Origin of the sequence: Mesorhizobium sp. L103C105A0 (assembly GCF_000502215.1) — a bacterium.
GTDB lineage: Bacteria > Pseudomonadota > Alphaproteobacteria > Rhizobiales > Rhizobiaceae > Mesorhizobium.
This window is the reverse complement of record NZ_AYXF01000001.1, coordinates 427,265-440,461: the sequence shown is the minus strand read 5'-3', so window position 1 is coordinate 440,461 and position 13,197 is coordinate 427,265. Positions and strand designations below refer to the sequence as shown.

Below are 13,197 nucleotides of genomic sequence, written 5' to 3'. Positions count from 1 at the left end.
GACCCATGAAATCCTCGCTCGAAGACACGCTGCTCGCCGCGATCCGCACCATTCCGGACTACCCCAAGCCCGGCATCCTGTTTCGCGACATCACCACTTTGCTCGGCAATGCGCGCGCCTTCCGCCGCGCCATCGACGAGCTGGTGCATCCCTATGCCGGCCAGAAGATCGACAAGATCGCCGGCATCGAGGCACGCGGCTTCATCCTCGGCGGTGCGGTCGCGCACCAGCTTTCGGCCGGTTTCGTGCCGATCCGCAAGAAGGGCAAGCTGCCTTACGAGACGGTACGCGTCGCCTACAGCCTGGAATACGGGCTGGACGAGATGGAGATGCACAAGGACGGCGTTGCGCCGGGCGAGAAGGTGATCCTGGTTGACGACCTGATCGCGACCGGCGGAACGGCGGAGGCGGCGGTCAAGCTGCTAAGGCAGATCGGCGCCGATATTCTTGCCGCGTGCTTCGTCATCGACCTGCCGGATCTCGGCGGACGGGCGAAGCTCGAAGCGCTGGGCGTGCCGGTGCGGACGTTGATCGGGTTTGAGGGGCATTAGTGAATAGTGAATAGTGAATGTCAGCGTTCAATGACAGGCGCTAGGCTTACTCACACACTCTGATACTCACTACTCACTACTCACTATTCACTACCCAGCCTTCACCAGCACCGCGCTGTCGAACTCCAGCACCTTGTCGCCCGTAGAATCGAATCCTTCCGAGCGCAGCGCGAGCAGCCGCCAGCCGGGGCGGGTGGCGAGCGGGCGGTGGGACAGGGCCGTGCGCATGAAGGTGACGGTTTCTCCGGCATAGACCGGCTTTGGCCATTTCAGGTTCCTGAAGCCGGGGGAGGGGCCGAATTCTGGTACCGGGCCGGGTCCGGTCCATTGAGAAGCGTCCATAGGATTTTTGAGATTGAGCTTCATCCAGGTGGCCGCGGTGTGCCAGCCTGAGGCGCAGAGGCGGCCGAACACGCTTTTCTTCGCCGCCTCCTCGTCGACATGAAAGACCTGTGGATCGTACTTGCAGGCGAACGCCTTGATCGCCTCGGCTTCGAATGTGTGCGAACCGAGGTTGATGGTATCGCCGATGCGGAAGAACGCGTCGAGACTCATGCGCCGGCCTCGCGGGTCAAGAACATGACGGTGTTTTCGAGTTCGAAGACGCTTTCACCGCGCTGGTTGAACAGTTCGCTGCGCAAGGTGACGAGGCCGAGCTGAGGCCTGGATTTCGACAGGCGCCTGGCAAGCACGCTGGTGCTGCCGGCCAGCGTGTCGCCGGCCAGCACCGGCTTCTTCCATTTGACCTGGTCTATGCCGGGCGCGCCTTGCGCGGTCGAGTCGAGCAGGAAGGCGTCGCACAGCATGCGCATGAAGATCGCGCAGGTGTGCCAGCCGGAGGCGGCCAAGCCGCCAAGGATGCTGGCCTTGCCGGCGGCTTCGTCGAGATGCATCGGCTGCGGGTCGAATTCGGTGGCGAATTCGATGATTTCGGCCGCACTCACCTGCTTGGCGCCGAGGTCGATCGATGCGCCCTCGGTGAAATCCTCGTAGGCCCAGCTTTTTGCGGTCATGATCCCAATCCGGTTGTACGATCACCGGGCATCCGGATGCCGTCCGGGCGGCGTTTGGTCAAGCGAATTCTATTGGGCCTACAACCAGCCGCGGCGGCGGAAATACCAGAACGGCAGGATCGCCGACAGGATCATCAGGCCGATGGCGAAGGGATAGCCGAGCTCCCATTTCAGCTCCGGGATGACGTCGAAATTCATGCCGTAGATCGAAGCTACCAGCGTCGGCGGCAGGAAGATGACGGCGGCGACCGAGAAAATCTTGATTATGGCGTTCTGCTCGATCGAGATCATGCCGAGCGTCGCGTCGAGCAGGAACGAGATCTTCTGCGACAGGAAGGTGGCGTGGTCGGCGAGCGACAGCACGTCGCGCGATACTGTCTTGATGCGGGCGCGGACGTCCTTGCTCATCTTGATCTGGGTCGCGACATGGGCAAGGAAGCCGGTGAGGCGCTGCAGCGAGATAAGGCTGTCGCGGATCGAGGAGGCAATGTCCTCCTTGCGGCCGATGGCCTTGAGCAGTTCCTGGAAGTCGCGATTGCGCTTGTTCACCTTGGTCGACCGCGCTTCGAAGATATCGCGCGAGATCGTCTCGATGTCACGGCCAGCGCGTTCGAGAATATCGGCTAGGCGATCGACGATCGCCTCCAGCAGGCCGATCAGGATGGTGTTGCCGGTGGTGCAGCCTGTCGCCACCTTCTCGGCGCGCAGGGGAAAGGTCTTGAACGCCTTCGGCTCATGATAGCGGATGGTGACCAGTCTCGGGCCGGCAAGCACAAAGGTAACCGGTGACATCAAGGGATCATCGATTTCGGTCTGCGCCGGCAAGGTGGCGGTCATGAAGTAGGCGCCGTCCTCGATGTAGAGGCGGCTCGAAATCTCGATCTCCTCCATCTCCTCGCGCGTCGGGATGGCGACGCCGAGCCAGGTCTCGATCGCTGTTTCTTCTTCCTTGGTCGGGTTGAGAAGGTCGGCCCAGACGACGTGATCGCCATTGGCCACGAGATCGTCGGCGGGGCGCAGGCGGTCATTGTCGACGACGAAGGCCTTGATCATCGCCGCTCTCCATTGGTTGAGCCCAAGAGGTTCCGTTCGATAGCGATGGGTCTTGCACGCGCGGCAGTTCCCACGGCCACGGCCAGTCGGATGCAGAGGGCCTTAGACCCGGTGCCAAAGGCAGTCAAGCGAAGCGGCAGGCTGGCTCCTCCACTTGACGCAGCTGTGATCGGCCGCCGTCAGCGCGCGAGCCGCGAGATGCCTCGGCGTCTCAGGTGTTGAACTTGAACAGCAGGACGTCGCCGTCCTGGACGACATATTCCTTGCCTTCGTCGCGCGCCTTGCCGGCTTCCTTGGCCGCCACTTCGCCGCCTAGCGTGATGTAGTCGTTGTAGGCGATGGTCTGCGCGCGGATGAAGCCGCGCTCGAAATCGGTGTGGATGACGCCGGCCGCCTGCGGGGCCTTGTCGCCCTTGTGGATCGTCCAGGCGCGCGTCTCCTTCGGCCCGGCGGTGAAATAGGTGATGAGATGCAACAGATCGTAGCCGGCGCGGATGACCTTGTTGAGGCCAGGTTCGTCGAGGCCGAGCGAGGACAGGAACTCCATCTCTTCCTCGTCGGAGAGCTGGGCGACTTCGGCTTCGATCGCGGCCGAGATCACCACGGTGCCGGCGCCCTGCGCGGTCGCCATCCTTTCCACGGCCCTGGTGTGCTCGTTGCCGGTGGCGGCGTCGGCTTCGGCGACGTTGCACACATAGAGCACGGGGTGCGAGGTCAAGAGGTTCAGTCCCTGCAGGATGCGCAGGTCTTCCGCTGAAATGCCGTTGAGCAGGATGCGGGTCGGCTTGCCGGCCTGGAGGAGCTCGAGTGCGGCCTCCATCATCGGCAGCACGGTGGTTGCTTCCTTGTCCTTGCTGCCGGCGCGCTTGCGGATCTGCACGATGCGGCGCTCGAGGCTGTCGAGGTCGGCGAGCATCAGCTCGGTCTCGACCGTATCGGCGTCGGCGACAGGGTCGATCTTGCCCTCGACATGGGTGATGTCGTCATCCTCGAAACAGCGCAGCACATGCACGATGGCGTCGACCTCACGGATGTTGGCGAGGAACTGGTTGCCCAGCCCTTCGCCCTTGGAGGCGCCGCGCACCAGGCCGGCGATGTCGACGAAGGAGATGCGGGTCGGGATGATCTCCTTAGACTTGGCGATTGCGGCGATCTTCTGCAGCCGCGGATCAGGCACCGCCACCTCGCCGGTGTTCGGTTCGATGGTGCAGAACGGATAGTTGGCGGCCTGCGCCGCCGCCGTCCTGGTCAATGCGTTGAAAAGCGTCGACTTGCCGACGTTGGGCAAGCCAACGATGCCGCATTTGAAACCCATGTGTCCGGTCCTATCGGGAAACTAGAAATTTGATGAGGGCTATGGGCGATAGGGGTGAGCAACGTCAAGCCCCGCGGTCCCGATCCTATCGACGCTCAGTCCTTCTTGCCGAACAGTTTCTTCAGCATGGCGGCCATCGGGCCGCTTTCCGGCAGCTTGGCCGGCGCCTGCTGTGGCCGTGCCTGGCGGATGTGGCTTTGAGCTTTCGGGCCCTCAGCCTTCGGCGCCTTTGGCGGCGGACGGTCGTCGTCGCCGGTTGGCGTTAGTTTGTCGCGCAAGGCCAGCGTCACCCGGTTCATGAAAGAACTGTCGTCGCCCTTGGCCAGCAGCCCGGCATCGTCGGCGATGGTGTTGAGCAGCACGTCCAGCCATTCGCGGTCGGCCTTGGCGAAGTCGCCGAGCACATGGCCATGCACCATTTCCCGGACGCCGGGATGGCCGACGCCGATGCGCACGCGGCGAAAGTTCTTGCCGACATGCTGGTCGAGCGAGCGGATGCCGTTGTGGCCGCCGGCGCCACCGCCGACCTTGACCCGCAATTTGCCGGCCGGCAGGTCAATCTCGTCGTAGAAGACGGTCAGCGCCTCGGGGCCGAGCTTGTAGAAGCGCAGGGCTTCGCCGACCGGCTGTCCCGACAGGTTCATGAAGGTCTGCGGCTTGATCAGGAGAATCTTTTCGCCGGCAATCGTGCCTTCGGCGATCAGGCCCTGGAACTTCTTCGACCAGGGCGAAAACGAATGGCGGCGGGCAATTGCGTCCGCCGCCATGAAGCCGACATTGTGCCGGTTATCAGCGTATTTCGCGCCCGGATTGCCGAGGCCTGCAAAGACAAGCATCGTGAACTCCAGGCCCGAAAATTACTTCTCTTCGGCAGCAGGAGCCGCCGCTTCGGGGGCTGCCGCTTCCGCCGTCTCTTCCGTCTCCGGCTTCATCGCCGAGGAGCCGGCAATGGTCGCGATGGTGAAGTCGCGATCGGAGATCACCGGCTTGACGCCGGCCGGCAAGGTAACCGCCGAGATGTGGATCGAATCGCCAATGTCGGCGCCGGTGAGATCGACGGTGATGAATTCCGGGATCGCATTGGCCGGGCAGTGGAACTCGACTTCGTGACGCACGATGTTGAGCACGCCGCCGCGCTTGATGCCGGGCGACTTGTCTTCATTGATGAAGTGGACAGGCACGTCGACGTTGACCTCGGTGTCCTTGCCGATGCGCAGGAAGTCGACATGGACCGGGAAATCCTTGACGGGGTCGAGCTGGAAATCCTTGGGCAGAACCTGGATTTTCTTGCCGTCGACATCGATCGTGGCGATCGTGGTCAAAAACCCGCCGCCATGGATTTTGTAGAAGACGTCCTTATAGTTCAGCGCAATCGCCAGGGGAGGCTGTCTGTCGCCGTAGATAACTGCAGGCACTTTACCGTTGCGGCGAACTGCACGGGCGGACCCCTTACCGACCTGTTCGCGCGCTTCGGCCTTGAGCTCGTAAGTATCGTGGCTCATGGCATTTCCTTTCGCGTTTTATGGAGCGTTTGCGGTGGCAGTGTGCCTGGACCGTAAACGTCGAAAGCCGCCAGGCCTGGATGTCCGAATGCCAGAAACCGCATACGCGGAGCTTTGTTCGGGATCACAAGGGAAGGCAGCCTTCCGCCGCGTTGCCTCCAAGGGTGTCTACGCGGGTGGCGGCTCTATAGCGGAAGGCGGGCAGGCGTGCAAGCCATGGCGGGCAAGGGCGGCCGATGCCTGCGTTGGGCGCGCCGCATTGCGCTCAGGCCGGCAGGTCGGTGGGCGGATTTGATCCGTTTCCCTTGGCGCCACCGAGCGTGGACAGAGCGCTCAGCAGTTTCGTCCGGTCCTTGCCGATCATGAGCACGCCGCTGTCGGGCGCCAGCAGCGCCGAGAACGGAAGCATGGCAGCGCCGATCGAGGAGGCCTCAGGGCCGAATTGCCCCGACACGATCTCCGGCGCGACGATGCCGATTGCGCTGGCCTGGTTGAACTGGGCCTGCACCCTTGCCAGCAGTTCGAGATGGATCGGCCTGGGCAGGATCGAGTCGAGAACGATGGCCTCGATGTCGATGATGGAGGTGATGGCGATGATCGCCTCGACCAGCGCGCTCGCACAATCGTCGATCCATTCGAACAGCGGCACGCGCGCTTCGGCTGGCAACGGATCGAGTTCCCGCACACGATTGATCACCACGCCGCGCGACCTCAGGTGATTGACCAGCACATAGATCGAGGCGCGATGCAGCAGGCTCTGGTAGCGCGCAGGCTTCGCCGCCACCGAATCGAGGCTTGAGGGCGAGACGGGCAAGGGTCCGAGGGCAGCGCTGTTGCCATGCGGCCCGGTGTGGACCCTGCCGCCTTGCACCAGGCCGCCGCCGACAAAAGTGTCGATCGAGATGTGCATGAAATCGCGGAAGCGGGCGCCGGCGCCCTGGACAAGTTCGGCCAGCGCCGCCGACGTGGCGTCGTTTTCCACGAACACCGGCGTCTTCGCCGGCGTGGCAAAGCAAGTCGTCAGGTCGATCGCCTCCCAGCGGCTGCCGAGATCGTCGGGAAAGCCGAGTTCCTCGCTCCAGCCGCCGAGGAAATAGGGTGAGGCAATGCCGACGCCGACGATGCTGGCATCGCCAAGCCCATCCACCAGCTTTTCGAAGGTGGCCAGCGCCATGTTGCCGGCCTTCAGCACCAGATCAGGATCGGGGAAGCGGTATTCGTGCGACTCTCTTGCTCGGATTTCACCGGCGAAGTCGACCAGAACGGCTTCCAGCGCACGCCGGCCGATCTTGATGCCGACGCTGTAGATGCGTTCCGGTGTCAGCCGGTACAGCGTGGAGGGCGATCCGCGCTGCCCGAACCTTTTTCCCACTTGCTTTACGAAACCGGAGGATTCCAGGCCGTCGACGATCGCAGCGACCGCCGCCGGCGTCAGGCTTGCTGCGCGCGCCAGATCGGACTTGGAGGCTTCCTTGAGGCGACGGATGGCGTCGAGCACGAAACGCTCGTTGTAGTGGCGAACTTTGACAGAATTGCTGCCTTTCCCTGACAAAACCCACGTCTCCTCAAATGTCGCCGTCTTACCGCAAGAGGCCGAAACCACCTTCGGCCGAAGCATCCTGCGATGCCTGTGCGAGAGGCGACAGTGCGCGTCGGAACCATGGAAGTCAATTTTGCCGTTGCGCCTTTGCGCTATTTAATATAGCAAATTGAAAAAATAACTAGTCAGGGAGGAGACGTGCTGCACTCGGGCACACAAAGCGAAGCCGACGCTGCGGTGGTGCGGGCTGTTCCTGTTGCCCTGGTTCAGGCGACGAAGGCTTTCGGCGGCACGATTGCGCTCAAGGACGCCTCCTTCGAATTGCGCTCCGGCGAGGTGCTGGCGCTGCTTGGCGAAAACGGCGCCGGCAAGAGCACCTGCGTGAAGCTTCTGGCCGGTGTGCATTCTCCCACCAGCGGTCATGTCGAGGTTGACGGCAAATCAGCCGTCTTCCATTCGCCGCATGACGCGCAGGCGGCCGGCATTGCGGTCATGCACCAGCATCCTGGCCTGTTTCCCGATCTGTCGGTGGCGGAGAACATCTATCTCGGCCACATGCCGCGCGACCGCTTTGGCGGCATCGACAATGCCGCCATGCTGGCCGGCGCCCGCAAGGTGCTGGCCACCGTCGGGCTCGATGTGCCGGCGGCAACGCGGCTGGGAACACTGCGTACCTCTGAACAACAACTGGTCGAGATCGCCCGCGCGCTGTCGCTGGATGCCCGCGTGCTGATCATGGACGAACCCACGGCCGCATTGTCGCAACGCGAGGTCGAGCGGCTGTTTTCCGTCGTTGCCGATCTCAGGCTGCACGGCGTGGCGATGATGTTCGTCGGCCACCGCATGGATGAAATCTTCCGCATCGCCGACCGCATCGCGGTGCTGCGTGACGGGCGCCTGATCGGCGTCAAGCCGAAAGCCGAGCTTGGCCGCGCTGCCGCCATCAGCATGATGGTCGGCCGCGAAGTCACCGACCTCTATCCCGAACGGCGCCATGCCTCAGGCGCGCTGGTGCTGGAGGGGAAGGGACTTTCGCGCGCCGGCGGCTTTACCGGCATCGACCTCAAGCTTCACGCAGGTGAGGTGCTCGGCCTTGGCGGTCTGGTCGGCAGCGGACGCACCGAGATTGCGCGCGTGCTGTTCGGTATCGACCGGCCCGAGGCCGGCGAAATCCTGATCGACCGCAAGCCCGTGCAGTTCGCCTCGGCGCGCGACGCCATGGATGCGCGCATCGCCTATGTGTCGGAAGATCGCATGGGCCAGAGCCTGGTGATGGATTTCTCCATCCTCGACAATGCGGTGCTACCTGTTCTCGACAAGGCCGCACAACGCGGTCTCTACGGCACCGACCGCGCCATCGGTCTGGTGGCGGACTGGCTGAAGCGCATGAAGCTGCGCTTTTCCGGCTACGGGCAGCCGGTGAAAGAGTTATCCGGCGGCAACCAGCAGAAGGTGGTGCTGGCCAAATGGCTGCGCACCGAGCCGCGCGTGCTCATCCTCGACGAGCCGACGCAAGGCATCGATGTCGGCACCAAGGCGGAAGTGCATGCAATGATCGCTGACCTTGCCGCGCAAGGCATGGCGATCGTGCTGATCTCGTCAGAGATGCCCGAGCTGATCGGCATGTGCGACCGCATTATCGTGCTGCGCGAAGGCCGCCAGACTGCTGAGTTTTCGCGCGGACAAGCCACGCAGGAAAAGGTACTGGAAGCGGCGACCAGGACCGATGAACGCGCCGGCCAGGCAGCGCAGATAGAACGCGCCGCCGAGGAGGAAAAGGCAAAAGGACCGTTCGATTTTCTGAAGCGGCGGGAATTCGGCCTGCTTGCGGCGATGCTCGCCGTCGCCATTCCGGTCACCATCATCAACCCGCGCATGGTGAGCGCGGCGAACCTCACCGCTGTGTCGATGGACGCGGCCTTGCTGATTGTCGCCGCACTGGCGCAGATGCTGGTGCTGATCACCCGCAACATCGACCTGTCGATCGCAGCTGTGATCGGCCTCTCCGCCTATATGGCGGCCAGCATGGTTCAGGCCTATCCCGGATTGGACATCGGCATCGGCCTGATCACCGCCTGCGCGGTCGGCGGCTTTGCCGGACTGCTCAACGGCCTTGTCGTTACCAGGGGAAAGATCCCGGCCATCGTCGTTACGCTGGCTTCGATGTCGATCTTCCGCGGTTTCAACTCGATCTGGGCGGCGGGCGACCAGGTCAGCGCCGACGAAGTCACGCAAGCCTGGCTCGACATGACCGGGCTGAAGATCGCAGGCGTGCCGCTGATCGTCATCATCGCCATTCTCATCCTGTGCGCCGGCTATGTGCTGCTCTATCGCACCGCAACCGGACGCGAGCTGTTTGCCACCGGCTCCAACCCGGACGGCGCAAGGCTGATCGGCATTCCGGTCGACCGGCGCATCCTGCTGGCCTTCGGCATGGCCGGCCTGCTAGGCGGCCTGTGCGGCGCCCTGTGGGCTTCGCGCTACGCCACCATCGATGCCCGCGTCGCGCTCGGCTTCGAACTCACGGTGATCGCCTCTGCGGTGGTCGGCGGCGTCGCCATCCGCGGCGGCTCGGGCACGCTGCTCGGCATCATCCTTGGCGCGCTCACGCTCTTGGTCATCAAGAACGGGCTGACGCTGGTGCGCGTCGATCCGCTCTGGCTGCAGGGCGTCTATGGCCTGGTGATCCTGGTTGCCATCGGCATCGACACCTTCATCGTGCGGCGCGCCGAACAGGCGAGACAGGCGAGGGCGAGATGAGAAAGTTTATCCGCTCGATCGACTTCTGGGATCTGCTGCTGGCGACCGCCTGCCTCGCCGTCTTTATCTATGCGGCGGTCTTCGTGCCGAATTTCGTCTCCGGCTTCAACCTCTCGCAATTGGCCGCAAGCGCCTCGGAAAAGGCGTTGCTGATCCTGCCGATGACGCTGCTCATCATCACCCGCGAGATCGACCTGTCGATCGCCTCGGTGCTGGCGCTGACATCCGTGGTGTTTGGCCTGCTCGTCCAGGGCGGCGTGCCGACGCTGGCGGCCATTCCGCTGACGCTGGTCTTCGGCGGCCTGCTCGGCGCCTTCAATGGCTATCTGGTTTCAGGGCTGGGGCTGCAGTCGCTGGTGGTGACGCTCGGCACCATGGCGCTCTATCGGGGCATTGGCTACATCCTGCTCGGCACCGGTTCGGTCAACATATTGCCGCCGGCGGTCGTCGATTTCGGCATCAGCAATCTGCCGGGCACACAAATCCCGTGGACCATCGTGCCGTTCCTGCTGCTGGCGCCGATCTTCGCGGTGGTGCTGCAGAAGACGCCGACCGGCAAGCGCATCTATGCGCTCGGCGGCAGCCCCGAAGTGGCGCGTTATTCCGGCATCGATACGCGCAAAATGGTGCTGAAGCTGTTCGTCGTTTCGGGCATGGTCGCAGCCATCGCCGGCATCGTCTATACCGCGCGCCTCTCCAACGCCCGCGCCAACAATGCGCTCGGCATGGAGCTCGACGTCATCACCATCGTGCTGCTCGGCGGCGTCAGCGTCTTCGGTGGTAAGGGGCGGCTCACGGGGGTCATGCTGGCGCTGCTGTTGATCGCCATCATCCGAAATGTGCTGGCGCTCAACCAGATCGGCGGCGACGCTCAAGGCATGATCATCGGCCTGCTTCTGATCGGCTCGCTGCTGGTCGGCAATTACTGGCGCTCCCTGGAGGAGCGGCTGTCAAGATCGCGCGTCCTGCGCGAAACCAAGGGGTGATCTCGGGCCCCTTTCTTCAAGCCCGAATTCTGACGGAGGAGACACAATGAAAGCGTTTAGAATAGCCCTGCTCGCATCCGCGGTTCTGCTTGCGCCGGCCTCGCTGGCCTACAGCCAGGAATGCGCCAAGGAACCGGTGACCGTCGGCTTCCTGCCCAAGCTCGACACCGATCCCTACTTCAAGGTGGCTTTCGGCGGCGCCGAGGAGGCTGCGAAGGAAATTGGCGGCACCGCCACCCAGGTTGCCCCGTCGCAAGCGACGGCCGAGGCACAGATCGAATTCATCAACAGCCTTGTGTCGCAGAAGGTCGGGGTCATCGCTATCGCCGGCAACGACGCCAATGCGGTTGCGCCTGCGCTGAAGCGCGCCGTTCAGCAAGGCGTCCGGGTGATCTCGTACGATTCCGACGTCGCGGCCGATGCGCGCGCGGTGTTCGTGAACCAGGTGAAGGGCGACAGTCTGGCCGAAATGATGCTGGAAAGCGCATTCAACCTCAGCGGCGGCGAAGGCGAGTTCGCCATCCTGTCGTCGACGCCGACGGCGACCAACCAGAACGCCTGGATCGACTTCATGAAGGCGAAGATGGCGGCAGAGCCGAAATACGCCAAGATGAAACTGGTGCAGGTCGCCTATGGCGAGGAGAGCGAGCAGGTCAACCAGCAGCAGGCCTTGGCGCTGGTGCAGGCGTTTCCGGATCTCAAGGTGATCATCGTGCCGGCAGGCATTGGCCTTCCGGCGGCCGCGCGCGCACTCGAGGAAGCCGGCATGATCGGCAAGGTCAAGCTGACCGGCCTTGCGCCGGCCACTCTGATTTCGAAATACATCAAGGATGGCTCTGCCCAGGATATCTGGTGGAATGTCACCGATCTCGGCTACCTGACCTATCAGGCGGCCCAGGCGCTGGCGCAGTGCAAGATCACCGGCAAGGAAGGTGAGAAGTTCACGGCGGGCAGGCTCGGCGAATACACGATCGGGGCCAGCGGCGAACTGATCCTTGGCCCGGCCAAGATCGTGACGCCGGAAAACCTGGCCGAGTTTAAGTTCTAAGCCTCCCAAGGCCCGGCGGGCGCCGGTTCAAGCCGGCGCCCGCTCGTTCAATTGTCAGTCGAAAAGCGTGAGGGCGACGATGAAACTCTTGCTGGCAGGCGAGACCTTCGCGGCGACGACCTCGGTTGCCGCCGGCGGCGATGTGCTGACGAGTGCGACGTGGGTAAACGGCGCGACGGCCTTCAATGCCGCACTTGCCGCAGAGGGCATAGCGGTGACGCAGATCGGTGGCGATCGCTGCGCGGCCGAATTTCCGTATGACCTCGACGCGCTGGCCGAATACCAGGCGGTGGTGATCTCCGATGTCGGCGCGCTGACCTTGCTGGTCACGCCGGAGGCCCGCGCCGGGCGCATCGGCGCCAACCGCCTCGACGTCCTCAAGGCCTATGTCGAAGGCGGTGGCGGGCTGATGCTGGCCGGCGGCTATATGGGGTTCCAGGGCATGTTCGGCACGGCGCGTTTCCACGACACCCCGGTCGAGGACATCCTGCCCGTGCGCTGCCTGCCATTCTCGGACGGGCTGGAAGTGCCGCAAGGCCTGCAGCCGTCGATCCTTCAGGCGTCGCATCCAATCCTTGCCGGTGTCGCGGGCCCGTTGCCGCCGATCCTCGGCATGAACAAACTCGATTTCAGGCGCGATGGCTCGTCCCAGCTGCTGGCGACCTGCCATTATCGTGGCACGGACTGGCCGCTGCTTGCTGCTCGCAGCGTTGGCCACGGCCGCACCGTCGCGTGGGCGACCGACATCGGCCCACACTGGCTGTCGCAGGACTTTTTGGGATGGCCGCTCTACGGCAAGCTGATGGGCAACGTCGTGCGCTGGCTGGCCGGCAAGGATTAAGCCTGGCGTGTTTGTAGGGCAGCTAGTCCGGCTTGCTGCTCAACGCTTCGCGCAGCGCCTGGATCCGCCGATTCAAGGCATCGAGATCAGCCATCGTCATGCCCGAGCGTTCGATCAGGGTTTCGTTGAGGCAGTTGCACTGGACGAGCAGCGCGCGGCCGGCAGGCGTCAGGTCGACCTGCACTTGGCGCTCGTCCGTCTGGCTGCGCTGGCGGGTGACGAGACCGGCCTGTTCCATGCGCTTCACCAGCGGCGTGATGGTGCTCGATTCCAAAGCGAGTCTGTGCGCAATCGAGCCGACCGACATCCCGCCGGCTTCGGCAAGTGCGTTCAGCACGAGATATTGCGGATAGGTGATGCCCATCTCGTCCAGCATGGGCTTGTAGGTGCGGTTGATTGCCATGCTGGTGGCGTAAAGCGAAAAACAGATCTGGTTGTCCAACGGGAGAGGCACGAGGCATTCCTTTGCCGACTGAGCACATCAATATGTACCACGAAAAATGATATCGCGATATATATTTTCTGTAGACAAGGATTTGGACCTGCGCTAGTCATATAGTTATCGCGATATTGATTATCGCGGAAGCA

The 13,197-nt window shown here is 63.3% G+C and carries 13 protein-coding genes; 5 read left to right on the top strand and 8 right to left on the bottom strand.

Annotated features, from left to right (window positions below; genetic code table 11):
- Window positions 1-5: 5 nt before the first annotated feature.
- On the top strand, window positions 6-551 hold the full coding sequence (locus X727_RS162340; protein ID WP_013529989.1) for an adenine phosphoribosyltransferase: 546 nt from the start codon (window positions 6-8) through the stop codon (window positions 549-551).
- A gap of 90 nt (window positions 552-641) precedes the next feature.
- Here the strand turns inward: X727_RS162340 and X727_RS162345 are convergent, their stop codons facing one another.
- The 7 genes from X727_RS162345 to X727_RS162375 form a co-directional block, all read right to left on the bottom strand.
- Window positions 642-1,106 carry a MaoC family dehydratase gene (locus tag X727_RS162345; RefSeq protein WP_023833521.1) on the bottom strand — a complete coding sequence of 155 codons (465 nt, stop codon included), beginning with the start codon at window positions 1,104-1,106 and terminating at the stop codon, window positions 642-644.
- Window positions 1,103-1,564: a MaoC family dehydratase gene (locus tag X727_RS162350; protein WP_023670033.1), complete on the bottom strand. Its 462-nt coding sequence runs from the start codon at window positions 1,562-1,564 to the stop codon at window positions 1,103-1,105. The genes X727_RS162345 and X727_RS162350 overlap by 4 nt, the downstream gene beginning before the upstream one ends.
- 78 nt (window positions 1,565-1,642) lie before the next feature.
- Complete coding sequence (gene corA / locus X727_RS162355) at window positions 1,643-2,617, bottom strand: magnesium/cobalt transporter CorA (protein ID WP_023695808.1); 975 nt, start codon at window positions 2,615-2,617, stop codon at window positions 1,643-1,645.
- A 211-nt stretch (window positions 2,618-2,828) separates the two neighbouring features.
- Window positions 2,829-3,932, bottom strand: a complete 1,104-nt coding sequence (gene ychF, locus X727_RS162360) for a redox-regulated ATPase YchF (RefSeq protein WP_023833520.1) — start codon at window positions 3,930-3,932, stop codon at window positions 2,829-2,831.
- 95 nt (window positions 3,933-4,027) lie between these two features.
- Window positions 4,028-4,768, bottom strand: coding sequence for an aminoacyl-tRNA hydrolase (pth, locus tag X727_RS162365; protein WP_023744293.1), 741 nt, complete (start codon window positions 4,766-4,768; stop codon window positions 4,028-4,030).
- A gap of 21 nt (window positions 4,769-4,789) precedes the next feature.
- Complete coding sequence (locus tag X727_RS162370; RefSeq protein ID WP_023686131.1) at window positions 4,790-5,434, bottom strand: 50S ribosomal protein L25/general stress protein Ctc; 645 nt, start codon at window positions 5,432-5,434, stop codon at window positions 4,790-4,792.
- A gap of 265 nt (window positions 5,435-5,699) precedes the next feature.
- The gene (locus tag X727_RS162375) at window positions 5,700-6,986 is read right to left on the bottom strand and encodes an ROK family transcriptional regulator (RefSeq protein ID WP_023744294.1); all 1,287 of its coding nucleotides are present in this window, start codon (window positions 6,984-6,986) and stop codon (window positions 5,700-5,702) included.
- A 186-nt stretch (window positions 6,987-7,172) separates the two neighbouring features.
- On the opposite strand from X727_RS162375, the gene X727_RS1000000166030 reads away from it, so the two are divergent.
- The 4 genes from X727_RS1000000166030 to X727_RS162390 all read left to right on the top strand — a co-directional run bounded on the left by X727_RS1000000166030 (window position 7,173) and on the right by X727_RS162390 (window position 12,609).
- Complete coding sequence (locus X727_RS1000000166030; RefSeq protein WP_023833519.1) at window positions 7,173-9,734, top strand: ATP-binding cassette domain-containing protein; 2,562 nt, start codon at window positions 7,173-7,175, stop codon at window positions 9,732-9,734.
- On the top strand, window positions 9,731-10,720 hold the full coding sequence (locus X727_RS162380; RefSeq protein ID WP_023670040.1) for an ABC transporter permease: 990 nt from the start codon (window positions 9,731-9,733) through the stop codon (window positions 10,718-10,720). The genes X727_RS1000000166030 and X727_RS162380 overlap by 4 nt, the downstream gene beginning before the upstream one ends.
- A 46-nt stretch (window positions 10,721-10,766) precedes the next feature.
- The gene (locus X727_RS162385; protein WP_031203833.1) at window positions 10,767-11,768 is read left to right on the top strand and encodes a rhamnose ABC transporter substrate-binding protein; all 1,002 of its coding nucleotides are present in this window, start codon (window positions 10,767-10,769) and stop codon (window positions 11,766-11,768) included.
- A 79-nt stretch (window positions 11,769-11,847) separates the two neighbouring features.
- On the top strand, window positions 11,848-12,609 hold the full coding sequence (locus tag X727_RS162390; RefSeq protein ID WP_023744297.1) for a glutamine amidotransferase: 762 nt from the start codon (window positions 11,848-11,850) through the stop codon (window positions 12,607-12,609).
- A gap of 22 nt (window positions 12,610-12,631) precedes the next feature.
- Here the strand turns inward: X727_RS162390 and X727_RS162395 are convergent, their stop codons facing one another.
- The gene (locus X727_RS162395; RefSeq protein ID WP_023744298.1) at window positions 12,632-13,063 is read right to left on the bottom strand and encodes a MarR family transcriptional regulator; all 432 of its coding nucleotides are present in this window, start codon (window positions 13,061-13,063) and stop codon (window positions 12,632-12,634) included.
- Window positions 13,064-13,197 lie beyond the last annotated feature (134 nt).